Annotated in this window: 20 protein-coding genes and 1 riboswitch; of the genes, 8 read left to right on the top strand and 12 right to left on the bottom strand. The window is 67.1% G+C overall.

Annotated elements, in window-relative coordinates:
• Positions 1–114 precede the first annotated feature (114 nt).
• From N440_RS13215 to N440_RS13205, 3 genes are all read right to left on the bottom strand, one after another.
• Complete coding sequence (locus N440_RS13215) at positions 115–2,859, bottom strand: TonB-dependent receptor (RefSeq protein ID WP_133935351.1); 2,745 nt, start codon at positions 2,857–2,859, stop codon at positions 115–117.
• 391 nt (positions 2,860–3,250) lie between these two features.
• The gene (locus N440_RS13210) at positions 3,251–4,099 is read right to left on the bottom strand and encodes a hypothetical protein (protein ID WP_006464105.1); all 849 of its coding nucleotides are present in this window, start codon (positions 4,097–4,099) and stop codon (positions 3,251–3,253) included.
• Positions 4,100–4,215: 116 nt separating this feature from the next.
• Positions 4,216–5,109 (bottom strand): Hsp33 family molecular chaperone HslO, encoded by an 894-nt coding sequence (locus N440_RS13205; RefSeq protein WP_133935350.1) that lies wholly within the window; start codon positions 5,107–5,109, stop codon positions 4,216–4,218.
• Between the two features lie 77 nt (positions 5,110–5,186).
• Here N440_RS13205 and mtgA point away from each other — a divergent pair, with 77 nt between their 5' ends.
• From mtgA to N440_RS13190, 3 genes are all read left to right on the top strand, one after another.
• On the top strand, positions 5,187–5,936 hold the full coding sequence (mtgA, locus tag N440_RS13200) for a monofunctional biosynthetic peptidoglycan transglycosylase (protein ID WP_006464101.1): 750 nt from the start codon (positions 5,187–5,189) through the stop codon (positions 5,934–5,936).
• Between the two features lie 64 nt (positions 5,937–6,000).
• Positions 6,001–7,020, top strand: coding sequence for a glycosyltransferase family 2 protein (locus tag N440_RS13195; protein WP_049455965.1), 1,020 nt, complete (start codon positions 6,001–6,003; stop codon positions 7,018–7,020).
• Positions 6,980–7,411, top strand: a complete 432-nt coding sequence (locus N440_RS13190; RefSeq protein ID WP_012511858.1) for a CBS domain-containing protein — start codon at positions 6,980–6,982, stop codon at positions 7,409–7,411. The genes N440_RS13195 and N440_RS13190 overlap by 41 nt, the downstream gene beginning before the upstream one ends.
• Before the next feature lie 568 nt (positions 7,412–7,979).
• Here N440_RS13190 and N440_RS13185 read toward each other — a convergent pair.
• The 4 genes from N440_RS13185 to N440_RS13170 all read right to left on the bottom strand — a co-directional run bounded on the left by N440_RS13185 (position 7,980) and on the right by N440_RS13170 (position 13,405).
• The gene (locus N440_RS13185) at positions 7,980–9,953 is read right to left on the bottom strand and encodes an AsmA family protein (RefSeq protein WP_133935349.1); all 1,974 of its coding nucleotides are present in this window, start codon (positions 9,951–9,953) and stop codon (positions 7,980–7,982) included.
• An 83-nt stretch (positions 9,954–10,036) separates the two neighbouring features.
• Positions 10,037–10,675 (bottom strand): hemolysin III family protein, encoded by a 639-nt coding sequence (locus N440_RS13180; RefSeq protein ID WP_005418403.1) that lies wholly within the window; start codon positions 10,673–10,675, stop codon positions 10,037–10,039.
• A gap of 174 nt (positions 10,676–10,849) precedes the next feature.
• A complete protein-coding gene (locus N440_RS13175; RefSeq protein ID WP_006464054.1) occupies positions 10,850–12,454 on the bottom strand; it encodes a peptide chain release factor 3 in 1,605 nt (534 codons plus the stop codon).
• Positions 12,455–12,520: 66 nt separating this feature from the next.
• On the bottom strand, positions 12,521–13,405 hold the full coding sequence (locus N440_RS13170) for a M23 family metallopeptidase (RefSeq protein WP_133935348.1): 885 nt from the start codon (positions 13,403–13,405) through the stop codon (positions 12,521–12,523).
• A gap of 149 nt (positions 13,406–13,554) precedes the next feature.
• A riboswitch (SAM riboswitch) is annotated at positions 13,555–13,673 on the top strand.
• A 77-nt stretch (positions 13,674–13,750) separates the two neighbouring features.
• Between N440_RS13170 and N440_RS13165 the strand changes: the two genes are divergently transcribed.
• Genes N440_RS13165 through N440_RS13155 form a run of 3 tightly spaced genes read left to right on the top strand, consistent with a single transcriptional unit; the run spans position 13,751 to position 17,078 of the window.
• Positions 13,751–14,782, top strand: a complete 1,032-nt coding sequence (locus tag N440_RS13165; RefSeq protein ID WP_133935347.1) for a homoserine O-succinyltransferase — start codon at positions 13,751–13,753, stop codon at positions 14,780–14,782.
• Positions 14,779–16,014, top strand: coding sequence for an O-succinylhomoserine (thiol)-lyase (locus tag N440_RS13160; RefSeq protein WP_133935346.1), 1,236 nt, complete (start codon positions 14,779–14,781; stop codon positions 16,012–16,014). Before N440_RS13165 ends, N440_RS13160 begins: the two co-directional genes overlap by 4 nt.
• Positions 16,011–17,078, top strand: coding sequence for a homoserine dehydrogenase (locus N440_RS13155; RefSeq protein ID WP_133935345.1), 1,068 nt, complete (start codon positions 16,011–16,013; stop codon positions 17,076–17,078). Before N440_RS13160 ends, N440_RS13155 begins: the two co-directional genes overlap by 4 nt.
• Positions 17,079–17,109: 31 nt before the next feature.
• On the opposite strand, the gene N440_RS13150 is transcribed toward N440_RS13155, so the two are convergent.
• Both N440_RS13150 and N440_RS13145 read right to left on the bottom strand, forming a co-directional pair.
• Entirely contained in the window at positions 17,110–18,105 is a 996-nt protein-coding gene (locus N440_RS13150; protein WP_133935344.1) for an alpha/beta hydrolase, read from the bottom strand.
• Between the two features lie 78 nt (positions 18,106–18,183).
• Positions 18,184–19,566, bottom strand: a complete 1,383-nt coding sequence (locus tag N440_RS13145) for an L-serine ammonia-lyase (protein WP_006464040.1) — start codon at positions 19,564–19,566, stop codon at positions 18,184–18,186.
• A 99-nt stretch (positions 19,567–19,665) separates the two neighbouring features.
• Here N440_RS13145 and N440_RS13140 point away from each other — a divergent pair, with 99 nt between their 5' ends.
• Positions 19,666–19,899 carry a glutaredoxin family protein gene (locus N440_RS13140; RefSeq protein ID WP_133935343.1) on the top strand — a complete coding sequence of 78 codons (234 nt, stop codon included), beginning with the start codon at positions 19,666–19,668 and terminating at the stop codon, positions 19,897–19,899.
• 102 nt (positions 19,900–20,001) lie between these two features.
• Here the strand turns inward: N440_RS13140 and N440_RS13135 are convergent, their stop codons facing one another.
• The 3 genes from N440_RS13135 to N440_RS13125 are packed head-to-tail and all read right to left on the bottom strand — an operon-like array spanning position 20,002 to position 21,793.
• Positions 20,002–20,574, bottom strand: a complete 573-nt coding sequence (locus tag N440_RS13135) for a YceI family protein (RefSeq protein WP_008268387.1) — start codon at positions 20,572–20,574, stop codon at positions 20,002–20,004.
• Between the two features lie 3 nt (positions 20,575–20,577).
• The gene (locus tag N440_RS13130; RefSeq protein WP_005410672.1) at positions 20,578–21,150 is read right to left on the bottom strand and encodes a cytochrome b; all 573 of its coding nucleotides are present in this window, start codon (positions 21,148–21,150) and stop codon (positions 20,578–20,580) included.
• A gap of 10 nt (positions 21,151–21,160) precedes the next feature.
• A complete protein-coding gene (locus N440_RS13125) occupies positions 21,161–21,793 on the bottom strand; it encodes a YceI family protein (RefSeq protein WP_006463931.1) in 633 nt (210 codons plus the stop codon).
• Positions 21,794–21,958: 165 nt separating this feature from the next.
• On the opposite strand from N440_RS13125, the gene N440_RS13120 reads away from it, so the two are divergent.
• The gene (locus N440_RS13120; RefSeq protein WP_133935342.1) at positions 21,959–25,504 is read left to right on the top strand and encodes an ATP-binding protein; all 3,546 of its coding nucleotides are present in this window, start codon (positions 21,959–21,961) and stop codon (positions 25,502–25,504) included.
• Positions 25,505–25,564 lie beyond the last annotated feature (60 nt).

The raw sequence follows: 25,564 nt of genomic DNA, 5'->3' as shown, positions 1-25,564 counted from the left end.
AAGCCGCGGCACTGCCGCGGCTTTTTTCTTGCGTGCCATCCACGTATGGCCGGCGGCACAAAGAACAACGGCCCCTTGCGGGGCCGTTGCTGCATCAGCCGATCAGTGGATCGATCAGAACTTCTGCTTGTACTGCATGTACATGTAGCGGCCCGGCAGGTCGTACTGCGGGTCGAACATGTTGGCGCGGACCGAGTAGGACACCGGCGGGTTCTTGTCCCACACGTTGTTCAGGCCGACCATGATGGTGCCCTTCCACGGCGTGTTGTAGCGGAACTGGACGTCGTGGTAGGTGGTGGCGCCGATGTGGTTTTCGCGGTTGTCGGGATCCGAGCAGTAGCTGCGCAGTGCGCCGCCCAGCGAGCAGACCTCGGTCATGCCCGACTTGTAACGCAGGCCATAGTTGACGCCGAAATCACCGTAGGACCAGTCGACGTACAGGTTGGAACGGACGCGCCAGTACGGATCCTGGTCGAGGTAGCGACCCTGGCGACCTTCAACCGGGGAGTCCTCGGTCGACTTGGTTTCCCACTTCGACAGGTAGGTGCCGTCCAGGCTGACGGTGAACTGGCCGAACGAGGTTTCCGGCAGGCGGTACAGGACGCCCAGGTCCCAGCCTTCCACCTTGTACGACGCCAGGTTCATCAGCGGCATGTCGACGTTGGTGATGGTGTAGCGCTCGTTGGCGGTGCCGTAGTTCGGATCACGCGTGATCAGGCCGCAGTAGGCTGCCTGCTGCTGTGCGGTACCACCGTAGCAACGATCCATGATGTCGCCGATCGCCGGACGGGTGATGGCGTCTTCGATCTTGATCTGCCACCAGTCCAGGGTGACGTTCAGACCGGTGACGAAGCTCGGGCTCCACACCAGGCCCAGCGTCTTGCTGGTCGAGGTTTCCGGCTTCAGGTTCGGGTTCGACTTCCAGGTGAACGGCTCGACCGTCTGCAGCGGGCCAGGCTCGCCATCGGTGTTCGGCTGGACGAAGTTGGCCGGAACGCCCTGTGCAATACACTGGGCAAGCACGGCGCCGGTCGGGTTGTTGGCCCGGGCGCACGGATCGGCGTAGGTCTCGAACGAGTCGGTGTCACCGCGGTACAGATTGTTGATGCTCGGTGCGCGGAAGCCTTCGGAGTAGTTACCACGCACCATCAGGTCATCGATCGGCTTCCAGCGGAAACCGAACTTGTTGTTGGTGGTGTTGCCGAAGTTGCTGTAGTCCGAGAAGCGCGAGGCGATGCTGAAGTCCAGCAGCTTGGCGCCCGGCAGGTCTGCCAGCACCGGGATCGACAGTTCCACGTAGAACTCGTCCAGGTCGTAGGCACCCTTGGTCGGTGCTGCACCGTTGCCGGTGCTCAGGCCCGAGGCGATGAAGGCGTCCGGATCGAACTGGCCGCTTTCCTTACGGCCTTCGTAGCCGGCAGCAAAGCTCAGCGCACCGGCCGGCAGCTGCACGATTTCGCCGGAGATGTTGGCGTAGTAGCTCTTCGACACCAGGCTCGCCGAGTCGTGCGCGGTGAACGAGGTGTAGTCCAGGGCGCCCTGCGAGATCGAGCCCAGGCCACCGAGCGGATTGATCGGCACGCAACCGGCAATGACGGCACCTGCCGAGTTCAAGCAGACCGGGCTGCCATCGCGGATGGCCGACGGGCCGTACGCTTCTTCCAGGCGCTGTACATTGAACAGGCCGTAGGTCAGATCGTTCTGGTCGGTCTTGTCGTAGCGGTAGCCGACATCCCAGTCGAAGTTGCGACCGGCGAACTCGAAGAAGCCTTCGAAACCACCGTAGAAGTGCCAGTTCTTGACGTTCTGGTTGAACGAACGGCCGCCGGTTTCATTGAAGCGACGGTTCACACCGGTGAGCTTCTGGCCATACGGGTTGTAGATGCTGTCAGCGGACAGATCCATGCCGGTCACCGGCATCGCAGCCAGCAGCTGCTCGGACTTGCGCTCGTTGTACATCGCCTCGGTGCGGAAGGTGACGTTGTCGGTGATGTTGTACGAACCGACGGCGAACAGCGAGGTACGCTCGTTCGGGGTCAGCAGGTAGTTGTCCGGAGCGGTGTTGTAACCATGCTGGTTGGAGACGAACGGCGTTTCCACACCATTGATGATGACGTAGCGCTGATCATTGCGGACATAGGAGCCCGGAATACCGGTGCCGCTCTGGCCGCTGAAGAACGGCGGGCCACCGGCGGAGATCTTGCGATCACCGGCCATCACGGCCTTCTCGTCAACGTAGGACACGCCCAGCACCAGCGAAGCGCGATCGGTGGTGGTGCCGATGGTGAAGTCGGCCGCGGTGCGCTCGCCGTCGCCGGCGCTGTACTGGCCCTTGTAGACGTTGGCTTCAGCACCATCGAAGTTCTGCTTGGTGATGATGTTCACCACGCCGGCGATGGCATCCGAACCGTAGATGGTCGAGGCGCCGTCCTTCAGGACGTCGATGCGCTCGATCATCGCGGTCGGGATGGTGTTCAGGTCGACGCTGCCATCCAGGCCGGTGGTCCAGCGGCGGCCGTTGACCAGCACCAGGGTGCGCTCGGAACCGAGGTTGCGCAGGCTGACGCCGGCCGAGCCGTCACCGCCGTTGTTGAACGTACGGTTCAGGGCGGCACCGTTGGCGGCGACGCGCTGCAGGATGTCGGCGACCGAGGTCACGCCCTGCTTTTCGATGTCGGCGCGGGTCAGGCTGAGCACCGGCTGCGAGGTTTCGATGTCGGTGCTCTTGATGCGCGAACCGGTGACCGAGATGCGGTCCAGGTTGGTCGCTTCCTGAGCCTGGGCGGTGGCAGTGGACGCCACACCGGCAACGAGCGCGACCAGGACGGCGTCGCGCAGCTTGTTGGACTTGAAGTTCATTGGCTCTCTCTCTCCAAGAAATCTTGGCTGGGTGATTGCCTGCGTACGGAGCGAAAAGGCGCTCCAAAAAACGCGAGGCTGAGCCGATAGTACTGGTGCGTTCCCAAAAATTAAAGGTGTGTTAATACAGGTCGTGGCAGGCCTGAATGCGATGGGGGCAGGTCATTGACGTCATTGAATTCAATGACTTGAGGCCGCTCCAGCCCAGCTCGCCAGCCTGGCGTTAGTTTCATGTGAAAGAAAATATTTCGGTTGTTGCAGTGTGCAGGCGAAAGAATTCTTTCCGTCCATCGGCCATTCAGGATTGCTGCGGCGCAAAAAAAGAACGGGCGCCCTGCGGCACCCGTTCCCATTCAACGCCCGGATTGTGAGCCCCGCCGGTGCTGTCCGGTCAGAGATCCTGCTCGTAGCGGACGTACGGCACGGTGCCGTCATCGTTGCTTTCATTGCGCGGCGAGAACGGATTCTTGCCGCGGCTGATCACGTTCTCGGCGCCCACGGTGAGCTGGCCGGACCAGGGGGTACGCCAGGTCAGCCCGATTCCCAGGCCTTCCCATTTGCCAGGCTTGCCCGGCACGTCGACGACACGCCCGATGATGCTGCCGGTGAAGTTGCCGTAGCCGGCGCCGATGCTCAGGCTCTTGCTGTCCCAGCGATCGACGATGGCCGGTGAGGCATCGGCCAGCGGTACCAGACGGGCCTTGGCATAGGTGCCGGCGATGGAGACGAAGCCCTCGCGGCCGATGTTCTTCTGCGCGAACACGGTCAGGTCGTTCTGCTCGGCGCGCAGCGAAGGGGTCTTGTTCGGGCCTGACAGCCAGGCCGGCAGGGTTTCACGGCCGGTACCGGCGGTGATGCCCAGGCGGCTGTTGCCACGGTTCAGTGCGGCGGTGCCGGTGAAGCGGCGGCTGTTGAGGTCGTCATCGTCGCCGAGGCTGGCCAGCATGCAGTGACTGGCCAGGCCGCTGATGCTGGTTCCGCTGCTGCTGTTGCAGAGCAGGCCCAGCGAATCGCCGGAGGACAGACCGAAGGCGGCATCCAGCGAGTTGCGGCCAAAGTGCCAGCGGGCGCCGGCCGCCTGTTCGCCGGTGGGTTCCAGATACAGCAGGGCCTCGACCTTGCCGCTGCCCTTGTTCCACACCGGCAGCACGGTACGGGTGTCCTTGCTCTGCGCATGCGCGCCCGCGATCGCGCCAAGGGCGATCAGCAGGGCCAGCGGTAGACGCAGGAAGGTACGCATCGGACCAGTTCAGACAGGGATGAACAACGGAAGTTCCCGCGGAAACGGGAACTTGATCGTAGGGCGTTTATGAATTCTTAACAAGCCTTGATCCCCCCAGATGCAAGACCAGCCGATTACTGAAGCCGTTCAGGTGCCGGCACAGTCCCCTCGGCACCGTGGAACAGTATGCCGAACTCCGTCAAAGGAAAGTGATACTCGCGTCCGCAGAATTCGCAGCGCACCTCGACTGCGTTGGTGGCTTCGGCGGCGGCACGGGCCTCGTCCTCGCCCAGCGACTGCAGCATCGATGCGACCCGTTCACGCGAGCAGGAGCAGGCGAAGGACAGCGGCTTGCTGCCCATCAGCTCGGGTTTCTCCTCGTGGAACAGGCGGTGCAGCAACTGCTCGGCCGGGGTGGCCAGCAGTTCGGCCTTGCCCAGGGTCTCGAACAGGGCGCTGGCGCGGGCCCAACCGTCCTCGTCGCCTTCGTCGCCCGGCAGCTTCTGCAGCAGCAGGCCGGCGGCACCGTTGCGGTCGGCGGCCAGCAGCAGGCGGGTCGGCAGCTGTTCGGACTGGCGGAAGTAGTCCTCGAAGGCTTCGTCCAGTTCCGGTGCGGTCAGGCCGACCAGGCTCTGGTAGCGCTGCGGTTCGCGCGGATCCAGGCCCGGGTTCTCGATGGTGATCGCGAGCAGGGCGTCATCGCCCAGGCTGGACAGGTCGCGCGGCGCGTCGGCACCGTCGCTGAGCTGGGCGATGCCGCGCAGGGTACCGGCGGCGGTGCATTCGGCGAACAGGGTGCGCAGGGCGGTGCTGCTGCGCAGCTGGATCGACAGGCGGCCATCGATCTTGGTGTGGCCGGTGAACAGTGCCGAGGCCACGCAGGCCTCGCCAAGCAGCTCGGCAGCGGTATCCGGGTACTGGGCGTGGGACAGGATTTCCTGCCAGGTGGCCTGCAGGTGCACATGCACGCCGCGGACGCCGGCGTCGGGCAGCAGGAAGCGGATCAGGGAATCGGGGTTGGCGGTCATCGGCTCACATCGCGCGTAAACGGAGGCGGTTGCCGGATAATGCGCCGACAACCAGACAGAAGAAGGATGCACCAGTAATGGGGGCAGCGGGAGAGCAGCACAAGGTCGAGGCCGGGGCGGACGTCCCTCGCCGCAGGCGCTGGCGCTGGAAGCGGCTGCTGTGGCTGCCGGTGCTGCTGGCCGCCTTCAGCTGCCTGCAGGTACTGGTACTGCGGTTCATCGACCCGCCCGGGTCCATGGTGATGCTGTGGCGCTACGGTGAGGCGCTGGGTGAGGCCGACTGGTCCTATCGGCTGCATTACCAGTGGCGCGACCTGGACCAGATGGCGCCCAGCCTGCCGATCTCGCTGGTGGCGGCCGAAGATCAACGCTTTCCCGACCACAATGGATTCGACCTGCAGGCCATTGAAAAGGCGCGCGACCACAACGCAAAGGGAGGGCGCCTGCGCGGCGCCAGCACGATCAGCCAGCAGGTGGCCAAGAACCTGTTCCTCTGGCAGGGCCGCAGCTGGGTGCGCAAGGGCCTTGAGGTCTGGTACACGGTGCTGATCGAAGCACTTTGGCCGAAGGAGCGCATCCTGGAGATGTACGCCAACATCGCCGAGTTTGGTGATGGTGTGTATGGCGCACAGGCAGCGGCGCAGAAATTCTGGGGCAAGGACGCGGCTCGGCTGAGTCCGGCCGAAAGCGCGCGGCTGGCGGCGGTGCTGCCGGCACCACGGCGCTACAACGCGGCGGCGCCAGGGCCGTATGTCCAGCGGCGTGCGGCATGGATCCAGCGCCAGGCGCGGCAGCTGGGTGGGGCGGCGTACCTGTCGGAGGAGTGAGGGGGCGGCCTGCCGGGTCTGCAGGTGGCGGCCCGCATGCGTGCCGGCAACGTACAATCCGGGCATGACCCGTGAACGGCTTACTTTTGTCATCGCCGCCTACAACGAGGCCCTGGCACTGCCGTTGCTGCATCCGCGGTTGTGCGCGGTGCTGGATGGCATGCCCGACATCGAAGGCCACATCCTGTATGTGGACGATGGCAGCCACGACGACACCTGGCCGGTGATCGCCGGCCTGGCCCAGGCCGATGCGCGGGTCTCGGCGCTGAAGCTCTCGCGCAACTTCGGCAAGGAGGCCGCGCTGACGGCCGGCCTGGACCTGGTGCGCGAGGGTGCGGCGATGATCCTCGATGCGGACGGCCAGGACCCACCGGAGCTGGTGCCGCAGTTCGTCGCGCGCTGGCGTGAGGGGCACGACAACGTCTATGGCACGCGCATGGCCCGCGATGGCGAGGCCTGGGTGAAGCGCGCCACGGCGGCGATGTTCTACCGGGTGATGGGGCGCCTGTCGCGCACACCGATCCCTGCCGACACCGGGGATTTCCGCCTGTTGTCGCCCCGCGCGCTGAGCGCACTGCGCGAGATGCGCGAGCGCCATCGGTTCATGAAGGGCCTCTTCAGCTGGGTCGGGTTCAAGCGGGTGGCCGTGCCCTATCACCGCCACGCGCGCGTGGCCGGCACCAGCAAGTTCAGCCTGTGGCGGCTGTGGAACTTCGCCCTGGAGGGCATCACCGGTTTCTCTACCGTGCCACTGCGGGCCGCCACCTATCTGGGGCTGGCAACGGCGGCGGTGGCCTTCGTGTTCGGCCTGTGGGTGATCGTCAAGGCGGCGCTGTATGGCGACCGGGTGGCAGGTTGGCCGACGATGATGGCGGTGATCCTGTTCCTGGGCGGGGTGCAGCTGATCGCGCTGGGCCTGATCGGCGAGTACCTGGGACGGCTGTATGAAGAGTCCAAGCAGCGCCCGCTGTACCTGGTTGACGCGTGGCTAGCATCGGCCGTGGCAGACTCGGCCCTGCAACCCACCCTCGGAGGGCAGGCGGATGACCACGGTACGGCAACTGTTGGACGGCAAGTCTCCTGAAGTACATGCGGTCGCGCCGGATGCGGCGGTGATCGATGCGATCCGGTTGATGGCGGAAAAGGGTATCGGCGCGGTGCTGGTGATGGATGGGCCGCGACTGGTCGGGATCCTGTCCGAGCGCGACTACGCGCGCAAGATCGTGCTGCGCGATCGTTCGTCGCGGGATACGGCGGTGGCCGAGATCATGACGGCGCAGGTGGTGACGGTGTCGCCGGGCGAGCAGGTGGAGCACTGCCTGCAGCTGGTGACCGATTACCGCATCCGCCATCTGCCGGTGGTGGAAGGCGCGCAGGTGCTGGGGGTGATCTCCATCGGTGACCTGGTGAAGTCGGTGATCGATGCACAGCGCAGGGAGCTGGATCAGCTGCAGCAGTACATCGTGGCGGGATGAGTTTTTCGCTGGCGGGCCTGCGGCCCGCCGGCCCGCTTTTCAAACCAGAGCCAGAGCCAGAGCGCGAGAGCAGCGCCTTCCTGGTACGCCGGGAGGCTGAGGGCATGGGCGTGCAGGACACGCCGTAAACCCATCCATGGGGGCTCGATGGCGCCTTGCTGGTGTGCGCTGTCCTGCGCACACGGCAAGACCGGGGTTGGGCGTCCTGCCCAACCCGCCCGAGGCATGCCTCGGGCCCATGGCGCCAACGGTCCTGCACGCCCATGCCCTCTACCTCGGGATACATTGCAGCGAGCGCGGTGAGATTCGCCGCAGACGATCTGCTTTTGGTAGCTGCCAACCTTGGTTGGCAACAGCTTTTGACTTTGCTTTTTTCTTTTGACTTTGAATTTCCGCTCTCGTTCCGCGCGCGCGGGAAACTGTGCGGAGCCGGAGCAAGGCGGCAGGCAGGACCGTGAGGCGCATGGATGCGCCGACCGAGCCTACAGGGACGTATTTACGGCGTGTCCTGCCTGTCGCCTTGCTCCGGCTCTACGCGCGGAGAAAAGAGGCGCCGCGAACAACGCTTCTACTTCGCATACTGCCCGCCGCAGTCGGCATCCTTGCCCGGTCCCAGTTCAATGGTCGCCAGCAGCGCCGCCGGCGGGGCGATGCTGCCCAGCGCCAGGGCCACCGCGCCACGAATGCCCAGCGCCTTGAAGTCCGGCCGGAACGAGGGGTCCTTGAACGTGCCACTGATGTGCAGTGGAGAGCGCAGCACCAGGATGCTCTTGTCCTTCGGGCGCGGCTTCAGCAGCAGGTCGAGGGTCTCGTCGCGCAGGCTGACCGTGCCCTCGCCAATGATGATCGTGTCGGTGGTATCCACCGCAAGAGCCTGGCTGGTCATCAGGCCGTCGCGCACGCCGAAGTCGGCGAAGGCGCAGCGCAGGGGAATCTGCTTGTCACCGGTCACCAGGAACTTCAACGACTCGGTGACATCCAGCCCGGCCAGCTCCATCACCAGGTTGCCGACATGGCCGCGACCCATCGCCAGGCCGACCTTGCCGCTGCTGCTGCCCAGCATCGCGGCGATCGAGTTGCCACGGCCGGTCAGGTCGACTTCGCCGCCGATGCCGCCCTTGGCCTGCTCGGCCAGTTTTGCATCCGGGAACAGCTGGCCCAGCTGCACGCCGCGCACGCTGGCTTTCAGCGCGGTGCTGATCTGTGCCTGGCGCGCGTCCATGCGGATCGTGCTGCGGATATCGCCGCCGGCCACGCCGAAGTTCAGCGGATCCAGGCGCAGCACGCCGTCATCCAGCAGCAGGTGCGCATCCATGTCGTCCAGCGGCAACGACGGCGCGTTGATGCGGTGGGCCTTCCAGCGCACGTCGGCATCCATCGCACGCAGCTTGCCGAGGTTGTACGGCGTGTCGGGCAGTACCCGGGCACGCGCGGCGATGCGCGCGGCCTCGGCCCTCTGCTCGGCGTTCGCGGTCTCGCCGCTGCCGGTCTTCGGTGGTGCACCGACGAAGCCGGCCAGATCGTCGAAGTCCAGTCGCCTGGATTCCAGCGTGGCAGTCAAACGCGGGCGTGCGCCGCCGACGTCGAACTGCAGGTTGCCACCGAGATCGCTGTCGCCGACCTTGCCGGTGAACTGCTCGTAGCGCCAGGTGTCGTGGTCGCGCTTGAGGCGGCCATTCAACGCGTACGGCGGCGAGGACGGAATGGCGATGCCGAGCAGCGGGTACAGGTCGGCCAGGTCCTGGCCACTGAGTGCGAACTGCAGGTCGAACACGCGCAGCTGGAACGGATTGGTAAGTGTGCCGCTGGCCACTGCGTGGGTTGCCCCGGCGCGGCCATCGAGGTGGATGCGGAACGGATGGTCGCTGTCGGTCAGCTGCAGCGGTGATTCGGTGCCGCCGCGCAGGGTGAACGGATTGCCCTGCCAGCGGCCCTTGCCCTGCACCAGCAGCGGCGGTGCGGCATCGGCCTGTTTCGGCTGGCCGCTGCGCACATCCAGTCGGATGTCGGTGCGGCCGAGCGCATCGAGGAACTGCAGGCGGCCGTCGTCGATGCGCAGGCGCTTGAGCTGGGGGCCTGGCCCGCCAGTGCTGTCGCCGAGGAAATCCCAGTTGCCCGGCTCGCCCTTGCGCGGCGCCGTTTCCAGCAGGACGTCCGGCCGGGTCAGGCGCACTTCTGGCAACTGCACGCTGCCACGCAGCAGCGGCCACACCCGCACGTCGATCTCGACGCGGTCGGCGCTGGCCATGTCAGGCTGCTTCGCCCAGCTGGCATTGGCGAAGGTGATCGCGTCGGCGCGGATCGTGCTGGTGCGGCCGAGATCCACATCCAGGTGGCCGATGTGCAGTACCCGGCCGGTACGCGCCTGCACGGCGCGTTCGACCGGCCCCTTGAACCAGTTCCAGTCCCACAGTGCGATCAACAGCAGGACCGCCGCCAGCAGGAAGATCAGGATCGTCAGCCAGCGCCGGCCGCGCGGGCCGGGTCGGCGGAGGCGCCAGCGGGAGGTGCGCGATGTGGCGGGGGAGGCGGCAGCATTCACGCTGCCATGGTTGCCCCCTCATCGTGGACGGGGCGCGAAGCACCCATGTGCGCGGTGTGCACAACCCGCGCGCGGGCCCTGTCTTACAACACCTGCATGGTGACCGCGACGAAGTGGCAGACGCTGCCGCCGATCACGAACAGGTGCCAGATCGCATGCGAATAGGGGATCGATTCGCGGTGGTAGAAGTAGGTGCCCAGGGTGTATGACAGGCCGCCGGCCAGCAGCCAGCCCAGCGTCCAGCCGTCGATCGAGGCCAGCATCGGCTTGACCGCCACGATCACCAGCCAGCCCATGGCCACGTAGATGGCGGTGGACAGGCGCTTGAAGCGGCCGGTGTAGAACAGCTTGAACACCACGCCGGCCAGGGCCAGGGTCCAGATCGCCGCGAACAGCCCCCAGCCCCACGGACCGCGCAGGCCGATCAGGGTGAACGGGGTATAGGTGCCGGCGATCAGGACGTAGATCGCGCAATGGTCGAACACCTTCAGGCGGCCCTTGGCGACCGGGTGCTGGATGGCGTGATAGAGGGTGGAGGCCGTATACAGCAGCAGCAGCGCGATGCCGAACACGATGGCGCCGGCCAGCTGCCAGCCGTCACTGTAGATGGCGGCCAGGGTGATCAGTACCGCGCCCGCGCCGAGGGCGAGCACGGCGCCCAGGCCGTGGGTCAGGGCGCTGGCGATTTCTTCGCGGATCGAAGCAACGGAAGTCGTGGACATGGCGTAGGCATCGTTCGCGGGGAGGGGGACCCGCACCCCCCTATCATCGCCGCGATGGGCGGCGCATGCACGCCCATCACCGTATGGTCGGTGAATCCCCGCGTTGCGCGGATGCGCCCGCGATCAGTAGATCCACGCCATGCGTGGATGAACCGCCGCGGGCCTCCTTGCGGTTCAGCCGGCCGACACCGTATGCGCCGCTTCGCGGGTGGCCGAGAAGCGCACATCCGGCGAACGTTCCTGCGCCAGCTGCAGGTTGACCCGGGTCGGCGCCAGGTAGACCAGGTGGCCGGCCGCATCCAGGGCCAGGTTCAGCGCGTTCTTCTCGCGGAACTCTTCCAGCTTCTTCTCGTTGCTGCAGTGGACCCAACGTGCGGTGGTCACGCTGACCTGCTCGAAGGTGGCTTCCACGCCGTACTCGTCCTTCAGGCGGTAGGCGGCCACGTCGAACTGCAGCACGCCGACCGCGCCCAGGATCAGGTCGTTGCTGGTGAGCGGGCGGAAGAACTGGGTCGCGCCTTCTTCGGACAGCTGGGCCAGGCCCTTCTGCAGCTGCTTGAGCTTGAGCGGATCGCGCAGGCGGGCACGGCGGAACAGTTCCGGGGCGAAGTTGGGAATGCCGGTGAAGGTGACCGCTTCGCCCTCGGTGAACGTATCACCGATGGAAATGGTGCCGTGGTTGTGGATGCCGATCACATCGCCCGGCCAGGCTTCAGCGGCGATCTCGCGGTCGCTGGCCATGAAGGTCAGCGCATTGGCCAGCTTCATTTCCTTGCCCGTGCGCACATGGAAAGTCTTCATGCCGGCGCTGAAACGGCCCGAGCAGACGCGCATGAACGCCACGCGGTCGCGGTGCTGCGGGTCCATGTTGGCCTGGATCTTGAACACGAAGCCGGTCAGCTTGTTTTCTTCCGGTGCGATGATCCGGCCGGTGGTGGTGCGCGCCTGCGGCGGCGGGGCGTGCTCAACGAAGAAATCCAGCAGCGGCTGCACGCCGAAGTTGTTCACGCCCGAACCGAAGAACACCGGGGTCTGCTTGCCGGCGCGGTAGGCGTCCAGGTCGAAGGGGTGGCTGGCGCCCTGCACCAGTTCCAGTTCGTCGCGCAGGTCGGCCAGCATCTGCGCACCGATCTTCTCGGCCAGGCCGGGGGCATCGATGGACGGGAAAATGGTCGAGTCCTGGCGGGTGAAGTTGCGGCCGGGTTCGTACAGGTGCACTTCGCCGGTCAGCAGGTGCACCACGCCCTTCAGGCGCTGGCCCATGCCGATCGGCCAGGTCACCGGGGCGCACTGGATGCCGAGCACGGTTTCCACTTCATCCAGCAGCTCGATCGGGTCCTTGCCCTCGCGGTCGAGCTTGTTGATGAACGTCATGATCGGGGTGTCGCGCAGGCGGCACACTTCCATCAACTTGATGGTGCGCTCTTCCACGCCCTTGGCCACGTCGATCACCATCAGCGCCGAGTCCACCGCGGTCAGCACGCGGTAGGTGTCCTCGCCGAAGTCGGCGTGGCCGGGGGTGTCGAGCAGGTTGACGATCTTGCCTTCGTACGGGAACTGCATCACCGAGGAGGTCACGGAGATGCCGCGCTCCTTTTCCAGTGCCATCCAGTCGGAGGTGGCGTGGCGGGCGGCCTTGCGGCCCTTGACCGAACCGGCCATCTGGATCGCGCCTCCGAACAGCAGCAGCTTTTCGGTCAGCGTGGTCTTGCCGGCGTCAGGGTGGGAGATGATGGCGAAGGTGCGGCGACGCGACGCTTCGTTGGCGACTTCGGACATGGCAGTGGCGCCCGCCCGGGGCGCTTTTCAAAGAGATAAGCGCCCGATTATACCGGCCGGCGCCGGTCAGCGCCCGGTGCCGCCGTCGGCGTCGCCCTGGCGGGCGAACTGCAGCTGGCCCTGCGCGGTGAAGATGCGCACCGGCACCGAGCGCAGGCCCATTCCTCGGTTGACCTGCACCACGAAGTGCAGGTGCGGGGCACTGCTGTAACCACTGTTGCCGGACAGGCCGATCGATTGCCCGGCCTGCACCGCCTGGCCGCGACGCACGCGCATGCCACCAGCCTGCAGATGGCCATACAGGGCCATGCTGCCGTCGCTGTGCAGCACGCGGATGAAATTGGCGCGGGCAGCATCGCGTTCGCGATCCTGGCCGTTGCCCTGGAAGCCATCCTGGATCTGCATCACCGTGCCTTCGCGCGCGGCCAGCACCAGGGTGCCCTGCGGCAGCGCGAAGTCGACCGCCTCGCGGTTCTCCTCGTCATCGTGGCTGAACCGGCCCTGCGGTGCCTGGTCCACGCGCAGGCGGGCGGCTTCGAAGGGCAGGCGATAGGCGACATCTTCGGCCTGTGCGGCCGGGTTGCCTGGCACCGACTGCAGGCGCAGATCGAGCATGCGGCCATCGACCGGCGCGGGCAGATGGCCGACCACCAGGCTGCTGTCACCCTGCAGCAGTGATTCGACCGGGAGACCCTCGACCGGATGTCCCGGCGCCGCGCGCAGTTCGATCTGCAGCGGCCCCGCCAGCCCGTTGTCGATCCGCGCCTGCCATTGTTCGCCCACCGGCTGCAGGCGCAGTCGAGCCATCGGCGTGGCATCCCGGGCCGATTCCCCAGGGATGGCGGGGGCGGCCTTGGGCACCAGACCCCAGCCCTGGCGCCAGTCGGCTGCATGGGCCGTCGCGCTCGCCAGCAGGCACAGCAGCAGGCAGGTCAGGGGCAGGCGTGGCATCCGTGGTTCCGGTCAAAAGGGGCCGCGGGGACTGTATCCGATCCTGAACGGGACGACCGGGACGGCCTTCGCAGAGTCTATCTGTAAATATCCATCGCTTTATCCGTATGAAGGGATTGACAGTACTGGAAAGGGCTGGCATCGTGGCCCCACCATCGAGACCGGCAGAGGGACAGGCCCTTTGAAGCCGGGGCAGCCCGCAGGCGCGCAAGCGACTGCGTAGGTGCCAAATCCTGCGGGGACCGTGGCGTCCACCGAAAGATGGTTCGAACCATGCACCCCACGTGCATCTCGAACGCGGGCCCCGCGAAGGCTCGATGGCCGATTCCCCAACCGGATCCCGCCATGAGCTTCGCCGCCAGTACCGCGCTTCGCCCCGAACCCTTTGTCCCCGTCAGCGTGCCGGTCGATGACCGCGTGCATGCCGAGCGCGGTGAGTTCGCCGCGGTGCTGTCGATGCGCCACGCCGGCCCCAGCCCGGTGCGCCTGCGCTATGAGTGGGTCGGCCCGGCGAGTGCGCCGGTGGTGGTGCTGGCCGGTGGCATTTCCGCCCACCGCCATGTGGCGTCCAACGCACAGTTCAGCGAGAAGGGCTGGGCCGAGGATCTGGTCGGCAAGGGCCGCGCGCTGGACCCACAGCAGCTGCGCGTGCTGGCCTTCGACTTCATCGGGGCAGATGGCGCGCTGGACGTTCCGATCGATACCGCCGACCAGGCCGATGCGCTGGCGCTGCTGCTGGATCATCTCGGCATCCGCGCGCTGAAGGCGTTCGTCGGCTATTCGTATGGCGCGCTGGTCGGCCAGCAGTTCGCGATCCGCCATCGTGCCCGCGTGCGCCAGCTGGTGCTGGCCAGCGGCGCACATCGCCCGCACCCGTATGCCGCGGCCTGGCGCGCACTGCAGCGCCGCGCCGTCGCGCTCGGCCAACTGCAGTGCGGCGAAGATCACGGGCTGGCGCTGGCCCGCCAGTTCGCCATGCTCAGCTACCGCACCCCGGAAGAATTCGGCGAGCGCTTCGATGCCGCGCCGGAAGTGATCAATGGCCGCGTGCGCGTGGCCGCCGAAGACTATCTCGACGCCGCCGGGGCGCAGTACGTCGCGCGCACGCCGGTGACCGCCTACCTGCGCCTGTCCGAATCGATCGACCTGCACCGCGTGGACCCCGCCGCGATCCTGCCGCCGACCGTGGTGGTGGCCGTAGAGGGCGATCGCCTGGTGCCGCTGGCCGATCTGGTCGGCCTGGTCGAAGGACTGGGCCCGCGCGGCAGCCTGCGCGTGCTGCGCTCGCCCTATGGCCACGACGCCTTCCTCAAAGAAACCGATCGCATCGACGCGATCCTCGCCACCGCCTTCCGTACCTCTGGAGAGTCCGCATGAGCCTGCACGCCAACGAGCCGTCCTGTAGCCGTACCACTGCCGCTGTCCGTGCCGGCATCGATCGCGATACCGCGCATGGTGCGGTCACTCCGCCGATCGTGTTGTCGTCGAACTTCAGCTTTGAAGGCTTCGGCAACAAGCGCCAGTACGACTACACGCGCAGTGGCAACCCGACCCGCGACCTGCTGGGTGAAGCGTTGGCCGAGCTGGAAGGCGGCGCCGGCGGCGTGATCACCGCCACCGGCATGGGCGCGATCAATCTGGTGCTGAACGCGCTGCTGCAGCCGGGCGACACCCTGGTGGTGCCGCACGATGCCTACGGCGGCAGCTGGCGGCTGTTCAACGCGCTGGCGAAGAAGGGCCACTTCGAACTGGTCACCGCCGACCTGACCGATCCGCGTGCGCTGGCCCAGGCGCTGGCCAGCCAGCCGAAGCTGGTACTGGTGGAAACCCCGTCCAACCCGCTGCTGCGCATCACCGACCTGCGCTTCGTCATCGATGCCGCGCACAAGGCGGGCGCGCTGGTCGTGGTCGACAACACCTTCCTGTCGCCGGCCCTGCAGCAGCCGCTGTCATTCGGCGCGGACCTGGTGCTGCATTCCACCACCAAGTACATCAACGGCCACAGCGATGTGGTCGGCGGCGCAGTGGTCGCGCGCGATCCGGCACTGCACGAGCAGCTGGTGTGGTGGGGCAATGCGCTGGGCCTGACCGGCTCGCCGTTCGATGCGTTCCTGACCCTGCGCGGCCTGCGCACGCTGGATGCGCGCCTGCGCGTGCACCAGGAAAATACCGCCTCGATCGTTGCCCTGCTGGACCAGCATCCGGCGGTCGGCGCGGTGTACTACCCGGGCCTGGCCGATCACCCGGGCCATGCCATCGCCGCACGCCAGCAGGATGGCTTCGGCGCGATGCTGTCGTTCGAGCTGGCGCACTGTGCCGGCGACGATCCGCACGCGGCGGTGCGCGCGTTCGTTGATGGCCTGCGTTGTTTCACCCTGGCCGAATCGCTGGGTGGCGTCGAGAGCCTGATCGCGCATCCGGCAACCATGACCCATGCGGCGATGACCGCCGAAGCGCGTGCGGCGGCCGGGATCAGCGAAGGGCTGCTGCGCCTGTCAGTGGGCATCGAGGCCGAGCGTGACCTGCTGGCCGATCTCGGCGCGGCGCTGCAGCGCGCCGAAGCGGTGATCGATGCCGCTGCACGCCGCAAACAGGTGGTGGACGCATGAGCGCACTGGCCGCTGACATTCCTGCGCTGGGCGCGGGACGCCTGGCGTTGCTCGGCACCGGCACGGTCGGTTCGGCGTTCGTGCAGCGCTACCAGGCGCTGCAGGCACGCGGGCTGGAATTGCCCAGCGTGCAGTGGCTGGCCAATTCGCGCACTGCGCTGGAGATCGATCGCGACCTGGCGTTGCCGCTGGAACTTGCACGGCGAGCACCGCGCGATGGCCAGAGTTCGCCGCCGTGGGCGAGTGCGGAAGGGCTGGAGCGTGGCGACGTAGTGGTTGACGCGACCGCCAGTGAAGACGTGGCCGCACGGCACGTGCAGTGGCTGGCACGCGGTGTGCACGTGGTGACCGCCAACAAGCTGGGGCGAGGCGCGCAGCTGGCGCGCGCGCAGGCGATTGCCGAAAGCTGCGCCGACAGTGGCGCACGCTACGGCGACAGCGCCACCGTGGGCGCAGGCCTGCCCCTGCTGAGCAGCCTGCGCGCGCTGGTGGCCGGCGGTGACCATATCCATGCCATCGAGGGCGTCCTGTCCGGATCGCTGGCGTGGTTGTTCCATCGCTATGACGGCCAGTCACCGTTCTCGGCCGCAGTGCGCGAAGCACTGGCGGCTGGCTACACCGAGCCGGATCCGCGCCTTGACCTGTCCGGCGAGGATGTACGCCGCAAGCTGCTGATCCTGGCCCGCAGCAGCGGATTGGCGCTGGATGCGTCGCAGGTGCAGGTGGATTCGCTGGTGCCTGAGGCACTCGCTGCGTTGCCGCTGGAAGATGCCGTGGCCGCACTGGAACAGCTGGATGCGCCGCTGCAGGCACGCTGGCAGCAGGCGCGCGACAACGGCCGCGTGCTGCGTTTTGTCGGTCGCGTCGATGGCCAGGGTGCGCAGGTAGGCCTGCGCGAGCTGCCTGCCGATCATCCATTGGCGCAGGGCGCGGGCACCGACAACCGCGTGGCCATCCACAGCGATCGCTATCAGCGCCAGCCGTTGTTGATCCAGGGACCGGGCGCGGGCGCGGAAGTCACCGCCGCCGCGTTGCTGGACGACGTGCTGCGCATCGTGCGGTAAGGGATCGCCGGGCATCGCCCGGCGCGCCCCCTCAGCGCGACTTCAACGCCTTCAACAACGCGGCGTTGAACTGCTTTGGATCCTGTACCTGTGGCGAATGCCCCAGCTCGGCGAACTCGACCAGCGTTGCGCCGGGGATCGCCGCCGCCGCGGCCTTGCCCAGCGCCGGGTAGTTGCCCAGCGTTGCCTTCAGCGCCGGTGATGCGCGGTCGCGGCCGATCGCCGTGCGGTCCTTCTGGCCGATGAACAGCGTGGTCGGTACCTGCACGCGCTTCAGTTCGTAGACCACCGGCTGGTTGAACACCATGTCCGAGGCCAACGCCTGGCTCCAGGCAACGGCCTGCTTGCCCGGCCCTTCGTACATGCCCGACTGCATCCGCGCCCACGGCTCGTAGTCGGGTTTCCACTGACCATCGTAGTAGACGTCCAACTGGTAGCGCCGGATGCTGTCGTAGCTGGTTTTCAGTTCGCCGGCATACCACTCGTCGACGCTGCGCCACGGTACGCCCAGCGCCTTCCAGTCTTCCAGCCCGATCGGGTTGACCAGCGACAGGCTGCGCAGGTCCTGCGGGTACATCAGCGCATAGCGCACCGCGAGCATGCCGCCCATCGAATGGCCGACCAGGTGCACCGGCACATCACCCAGCTGCAGCTGCTGCAGCAGGGCGTGGGTGTTGGCGGCGAGCTGCGCGAACGTGTACTGGTAGCGCTCGGGCTTGCTGGATTTGCAGAAGCCCACCTGGTCCGGTGCGATCACCCGGTAGCCTGCGGCCAGCAGCGGCGCGATGGTCTGCTGCCAGGTGGCCGCGCAGAAGTTCTTGCCGTGCAGCAACACCACCACCCCGATGGCACGTCGTTTGGGCAACACATCCAGGTAGGCCATTTCCAACGGCTGCTGCTGCGATTCCAACGCGAAGGTCTTCACCGGATAGCCGTAGTCGAAACCTTCCAGCCGCGGACCATAGGTCGGCGCGGCCAGGGCGGACAGCGGCAGGCAGGCGAGCAGGGCGGCAGCGAGCAGGCGCATGGCGTTCTCGGGGGCGAGGGAGCCCCCAGCGTAATGCATCCCGTCATGCGAAGCCGAGCATGGGCCCGGCTCTACACCTCAACACTCGATGACGTTCACCGCCAGGCCACCGCGGCTGGTTTCCTTGTACTTGTCCTGCATGTCGCGGCCGGTATCGCGCATGGTCTTGATGACCTTGTCCAGCGACACCTTGTGCTTGCCGTCGCCACGCATGGCCATGCGCGAGGCGTTGATTGCCTTCACCGCGCCCATCGCATTGCGCTCGATGCACGGAATCTGCACCAGGCCACCGATCGGGTCGCAGGTCAGGCCGAGGTTGTGTTCCATGCCGATTTCCGCGGCATTCTCGATCTGGCTGGGGTTGCCGCCGAGCGCGGCGACCAGGCCGCCGGCCGCCATCGAGCAGGCCACGCCCACTTCGCCCTGGCAGCCGACTTCGGCGCCGGAAATCGAGGCGTTCTCCTTGTACAGGATGCCGATCGCCGCTGAGGTCAGCAGGAAGTCGAACACGCGCTGCTCGTTCGCACCCGGGCAGAAGCGGTCGAAGTAGTGCAGCACCGCAGGCAGCACGCCGGCGGCACCGTTGGTCGGCGCGGTCACCACGCGGCCACCGGCGGCGTTTTCCTCATTCACTGCCAGCGCGTACAGATTGACCCAGTCCAGCGTGGTCAGCGGATCGCGCATTGCTGCTTCCGGCTTCGACGACAGTTCGCGGTACAGCGCCGGTGCGCGACGGCCGACCTTCAGGCCACCCGGCAGCACGCCTTCCTCACGGATGCCGCGCGTCACGCACGACTGCATCGCGCTCCAGATCTCGCGCAGCTGGGCGCGGATCTCGTCCTCGCTGCGCCAGCACTTCTCGTTCTCGAACATCAGCTGGGCGATGCTCAGGCCGCTGCGCGCGGTCTGCGCCAGCAGCTCGTCGCCACTCTTGAACGGGTAGGGCAGTGGTGTCTCGTCGGGCACGATGCGGTCATCGGCCGCGTCGTCCTGGTTGACCACGAAGCCGCCACCGACCGAGTAGTAATCGCGGGTGGCGATCACTTCGTCGTCGGCGTTGTACGCGGTGAAGCGCATGCCGTTGGTGTGGTACGGCAGCTTCTGGCGCTTGTTCATGCCGAGGTCGCGCTTCTCGTCGAAGGCGATCTCATGCTGTCCCATCAGCTGGATGCGCTTGCTGCTGCGGATGCGCTCCAGGGTGGCCGGGATGATGTCCGGGTCGATCAGGTTCGGCCGCTGGCCTTCCAGGCCGAGCAGGATCGCCTTGTCGGTGCCGTGGCCGCGGCCGGTCAGCGCCAGCGAACCATAGACATCGGCGCGGATGCGCGCGACCTCGTGCAGGCGGCCCGGATCGAGCAGCCAGCGATGGATGAATCGCTCGGCGGCCTTCATCGGCCCGACGGTGTGCGAGGAACTCGGACCAATGCCGATCTTGAAAACGTCGAACGTGCTGACAGCCATGGATGCCAAACTGCGGGTACCGGACAAGCCGCTATTCTAGCGGCTTGCCGGGCCATCCGATGGCTGCGGCGCAGCATTTCCGCCACGGGAGCCGAACCGGTGTTGACCCTGATCCAGCGTGACGATTGCCACCTGTGTGACCTGGCCCTGGCCGAACTGGCCAAGGCGCGGGCACCGGAGTTCGAGTCGGTGTTCCTGGACGACCAGCCTGCGCTGGAGGCGCGCTATGGCGCGCGGGTACCGGTGCTGCGCGACGAGGCGGGGCAGCGCGAGCTGGACTGGCCGTTCGATGCGGCCACGCTGCAGGCCTGGCTGGCCGAAGGTCTTCTGTAGAGCCGAGCCATGCTCGGCTGACGCGCGCAGCGCGACCTGGGCCGCAGCCGAGCATGGCTCGGCTCTACAGGATGCGGCCGGGACGGTGCCCCGGCCCATTGATCATTTCGCGTTGAACTTCACGATCGTGCTGATCGCGGTCTCGTCCGGAATGGTCTTGGTGTCGGCCCAGTCACCGCCGCCCACGCCGAAGTCCAGGCGCTTCACGGTGGCCTTGCCGGTCAGCACCGGCTGGGTGCCCGGCTTCCAGGTGAAGGTCAGGGTGACCGGCTTGCTGACGCCGCGCAGTTCCAGGGTGCCATCGGCGGCGAACTGATCGTTGCCCACCGCGCGGAAGCCCTTGGCGGTATAGCGTGCGGTGGCGAACTTGCCGACGTTGAAGAAGTCGGCGGTCTGCAGGGTCGAGTCGCGGTCGCTGTTGCCGCTCTTGGCACCGGCCAACGGGATCACCACGTCCAGCGAGCCGGCGGCCGGGTTGGCCGGATCGAAGCTGAGCTTGGTGGCGAAGCCCGGGAAGCTGCCGGTGAACACTTCACCGTCGTACTTGGTGGCAAACACCAGGATCGAACCGGCACCGGGGGCCTGCGCGTAGTCGGCGGCGAGCACCGGGGCAGTGGCCAGCATGCCGGCCAGGGCGGCGGCCACGGCGGCCGGGGTGGTCAGTTTCAGGGTCATCGGTCAGTCCTTCTGAGGGGAGGCGAGCCAGCCGCGCGGCAACATGCGGGACAACGTCGCATCGCGCTGGAACAGGTGGTGGTAGAAAGCAGCGCCGGCGTGGGCCAGCACCACTGCGATCAACAGCCAGAAGCCGTATTCGTGGATGGCATGGGACACCGCGACGACCTGCGGGTCGGGGCCGCTCAGCTTGGGTACGTCAACCAGCCCGAACCAGCGGAACGGGCGCAGGCCACTGGCCGAGTCGTACAGCCAGCCCGACAGCGGAATGGCGAACATCAGCACGTACAACAGCACGTGGGTCGCACTGGCGATGCGCTCCTGCCAGCTGGGCACACCCGGCACCGGCTTGGGCGCGCCGGCATACAGGCGCCAGCCGAGGCGGAACAGCACCAGCGCCAGCACGGTGATGCCGATCGACTTGTGCGCGGTGTAAACCCAGAAATACTTCGGGGTCTTGGGCAATTCACCCATGGTCAGGCCGACCACGCCCAGGGCGAGGATCAGCAGTGCGATCAACCAATGCAGGATCTGGCTGACACTCCCCCAGGCGGCGGGGGTGTTCTTGGCGGTCATGAAAGGTCCTCTAGCGGGCCGTCTTGGGGTCGGAGTGCGGAACGGGAGCGGGAGTTCCCGGGGCGTCGCTGCGGTCGAGAGTGGCTTCAGCCTCGATCCTCAGCTGTACTGCATCACCGATGACGCCCGGCCAGGCGGTGATGCCGAACGCGCGCCGGCTCAGCGTGGTGCTGGCGGAAAAACCGGCGGTGCGTCGAAATGGGGGAAGCGGATAGCGCTTGATGGCATTGAGGGTCACCTCCAGCGTGACCTCCTGGCTGACCCCGCGCAGGGTAAGCGTGCCGATCACGTGGGCACGCTTGGCATCGATGGGCTCGACCCGGCTGGAGACGAATCGCGCGTTCGGGAATCGTTCGCCGTCGAGCAGGCTGCGGGCCAGCGTGGCCTGGTTCCACTTGGCGTCGCCGAGGTCCAATCGCGACACGGGCACCTCGACGTCCAGCGTGGCTTCGCGCCAGTTGTCGGGATCGAACTGCAGGCGGCCTTCACTGCCCGAGACCGTGCCCATGGCCTGCGAGTAACCCGCGTGGTCGATGCTGAACAACACCCGCGTATGCACCGGATCGAGGCGGTAGGTGTCTGCATCCGCCCAGGCGGGGGCGGTGGCGAGCAGCATCGGCAGCAGGGCCAGGCAGGGACGCATCGATGGCGGGCTCTGGAAGGGGGACGTTGCGATCATACGCACAGGCCCCTGCCAACGATGCGTGCATGGCTGCAACAGTTCGTGGTGCCATTGCCCGTGGAAACAGGCTGTTGCAGTCATGAACGCGGGCCTGTGTGACAATCGGGCCAGGACAGGGGGTTCAGGATGAAGAGCGGCTGGCGCCTGTGGTGGCGGGGCATCGCGGGAATGGGACTGCTGCTGATGGCGTTCGCCGCAGCGGCTGCGCCCCTGGAAATGGCGGAAACACCGCGCCTGCGCCGTTTCGGCGCGGCCGAAGGCATGCCCTCGCGCATGGTGCTGGCGCTGGCCGAGGATCGCCAGGGCCATGTCTGGGCCGCCACCGATGGCGGCCTGGTGCGTTACGACGGTGCCAGCCTGCGGGTCTGGGAGCATGATCCGGAACAGCCGGGCTCGCTGCCGGGCAATGAGATCGAGACGCTGCTGGTCGATCCGCTGGACCGCGTATGGGTAGGCATCAACGGCAAGGGGCTGGCGCGCCTGGATGCCGACCGTGAGCACTTCAGCACCTTCGATGCAGTGAACGGCCCGTGCCTGGGCCAGTTCTGGACGCTGGCCTACGCCGAGAACGCCTTGTGGATCGGTACCAGCAGCCAAGGGGTCTGCCGGTTTGGAGAGGACGGCAGCCTGCGCTTCTTCAAGCATGATCCTGCGCGCGCGGACGGCCTGCCCAGCAACACCATCTACAGCGGCCTGGTCGATGCGCGCGGGCGCCTGTGGATCGGCACCGAGGCCGGCGTGGCACGCTGGAACGGCCATGGATTCGAGCCGGTGGCGGCGCGGGAACTGGGTACGTTGAGCGTGCTGCGGATGAGCCGTGATCCGGATGGCTCGATCTGGATCGGCAGCCAGAACGATGGTCTCTATCGCATCGATGCGCAGGACCGGGTCAGCCGCCCGCGTTGGGCCGACAGTGCCCGCCTGCGTTCGGCACTGGTGCTGGCCGATCGCCAGGGCGGCTACTGGGCGGGTACGTCCGACGGTCTGCTGCGCGGAGATGCCAGCGCGTTGTGGCGGCTCGGCGGTGACCGTGGCAGTGGTTTCCTCACCGCCCAGAGCGGGGTGCTCGATCTGCTGCAGGACCACGAGGGCGGATTGTGGGTGGCGCTGCTGACCCAGGGCCTGGCCTACCTGCCGCCGGACTGGCGCCGTTTCTCGATCTGGAACCAGCTCGATGGCAAGCCATTGGACAGCCAGTATCTGCTGAGCGCGGCCAGCGACGGCCAGACGTATTACGTGGGCTCGGCGCACGGCGTATACCAGCTGGATGCCCACGGCACGCTGCGCCTGCTGGCCAGCGACCGCGAAATCGGCAGTGGCGCGGTGTGGTCGGTGCTGCCGCGGCCGGACGGGCGCCTGTGGCTGGGCCGTGCCGGCCGCATCAGCGTGTACGACCCGGCCAGCCGCGCGCTGCAGGACTGGCGAATCGACGGTGGCGCCGACCTGCGCCAGCGCATCGATCTGATGCGGCAGGCCCCCGATGGCACGGTCTGGCTGTCGGTGATGAACCTGGGCCTGCAGCAACGCAGCGCCGATGGCCGGGTGCTGCGCAGCTACCCGCTGGAGGATTTCCGCAAGGCGGCCGATTCACCGATCGAGCAGATCCGCTTCGATGCCCATGGCAAGGCGTGGGTCATGGGCGAGATGGGAATCTGGCGCGAGCAGGCGGGGCGCTTCGAGGCGGTGCCAGGCGTTTCCAGCGGGCTGATCTTCGATCTGGTGTGGGTCGACCCGCAGCAGCTGTGGCTGGCCCGGCAGGGCGCGCTCGAACGCTACCAGTGGGATGGCATGAGCCTGCGCCTGATCCAGCGCGTTGATGGAAGTGCCGGCGTGCCGCCGGTCAGCATGGGCGGCCTGGCGCTGGCCGACGACGGCCGGGTGTGGGCGACCACGCCGCGCGGTCTGTTGCGCTGGGATCCCAAGGCGCGACGGCTGCAACTGTTCAATGAACGCGATGGCCTGTCCGATGCCGAGTTCACCAGCCGGCCCCCGGCAGTGAATGCCGATGGCCGCGTCCTCGCCGTGGCCCAGACCGGCCTGGTCGCGTTCGATGTGAATGCCGTTGACGTCGCACTGCCCGCGTCGTCGCTGGTGATTGCCGAGGTGCGCGTGCGCCGTGATGATGCGCGCGGCTGGCAGCCCCTGCCGGACACCGGCACGCTGTTGCTGGGGCCGGATGATCGTGACCTGCAGATCGACGCACGCTTGCTGTCGTATGCCAATCCGCAAGGCAACCGCTACCGCTTCCGGGTGCGCGGCTATGACCAGGACTGGGTGGAGCAGGGCGGGGATGGCCAGCGCACGCTGTCCCGGCTGCCCACCGGCAGCTACGTCATCGAAGTGCAGGCGGCCACCGCCAATGGCGCATGGACGCCTTCGCAGCAGTTGAAGGTGAAGGTGCTGCCGCCGTGGTGGCGCAGCGGCATGGCGATCTTCGGCTACATCCTGATCGGTTCACTGCTGCTGCTCACCCTGGCCTGGTCGATCAGGGTCCGCCTGCGTCGCCGCCAGCAATGGCAGTTGACCGTGCACAAGCAGGAACTGGCCGAGCAGGCTTCGCAGGCCAAGAGCCGCTTCCTGGCCACGCTGGGTCATGAGGTGCGCACGCCGATGACCGGTGTGCTGGGGATGAGCGAGCTGCTGCTGGCCACGCCGCTGGACCCGGTGCAGCGCAGCTATGCCGGCTCGATCCAGCAGGCCGGAAGCCACCTGTTGCGGCTGGTCAATGATGCGCTGGACCTCGCGCGCATCGAGGCCGGACGGCTGGAGCTGGACCTGCGTCCGTTCGATCTGGCCGGCCTGCTTGACCAGGTACAGGTGCTGATGCAGCCCATGGCCAGGCAGCGCAGGCTGGATTTCCAGCGTGGCAATGATCCGCAGGGTCCGATCAGCGTCAGTGGTGATGAGATGCGGGTGCGCCAGATCCTGCTCAACCTGCTGGGCAACGCGATCAAATTCACCGAGCGCGGCCATGTCGGCCTGGCCGTGCGCCTGGAGGACAACGGCGGGGGCGTCTGTTTCGAGGTATACGACAGCGGGCCGGGCATCAACGCCGAGCAGCAGGAACGCCTGTTCCACCGTTTCGAGCAGGCTGATGGCCCGCGCACGGCCTCGCGCTATGGCGGCAGCGGGCTGGGCCTTGCGATCTGCCAGGAGCTGGCGGTGGCGATGGGCGGGCGCATCGACGTGGAAAGCTCGCCGGGCAAGGGCGCGCGCTTCAGGGTACGGTTGCCGCTGCCCTGGACGCGGCAGGCGGCCGCCGCAGCAGGTGAAGTTTCGGCATTGCCGGTACTGCCGCCACTGCGCATCCTGCTGGTGGAGGACGATGCCACCGTGGCCGAGGTCATCGCCGGCCTGCTGCGCAGCCGGGGGCATGAGGTCGTGCACGTGCTGCACGGCCTGGGGGCCTTGTCCGAGATCGCCACCGACGGCTTCGATGTTGGCCTGCTCGACCTCGATCTGCCGGCCTTGGATGGCACCGCGATCGCCCGCCAGCTGCGTGCGCTGGGCTATGAGCTGCCGCTGGTGGCGGTGACGGCGCGTTCCGATGCCTATGCCGAGTCGCAGGTCCTCGCCGCCGGGTTCGATGGTTTCCTGCGCAAGCCGGTCACTGGCGACATGCTGGTGGCGGCGATCGTTCAAGCTCGCGCCAAGCGACAGGACATGCCCTGAAAGCGTCGGCGGCAGGCGTGAACGACGCGACTTTCGGTTTACCATGCCGACGCCCGCGGC

Origin of the sequence: Stenotrophomonas sp. CC22-02 (genome assembly GCF_004365115.1) — a bacterium.
Classification (GTDB): Bacteria; Pseudomonadota; Gammaproteobacteria; order Xanthomonadales; family Xanthomonadaceae; genus Stenotrophomonas; species Stenotrophomonas forensis.
The sequence above is the reverse complement of the archived record's forward strand: the minus strand, read 5'-3'. Positions and strand labels throughout refer to the sequence as shown.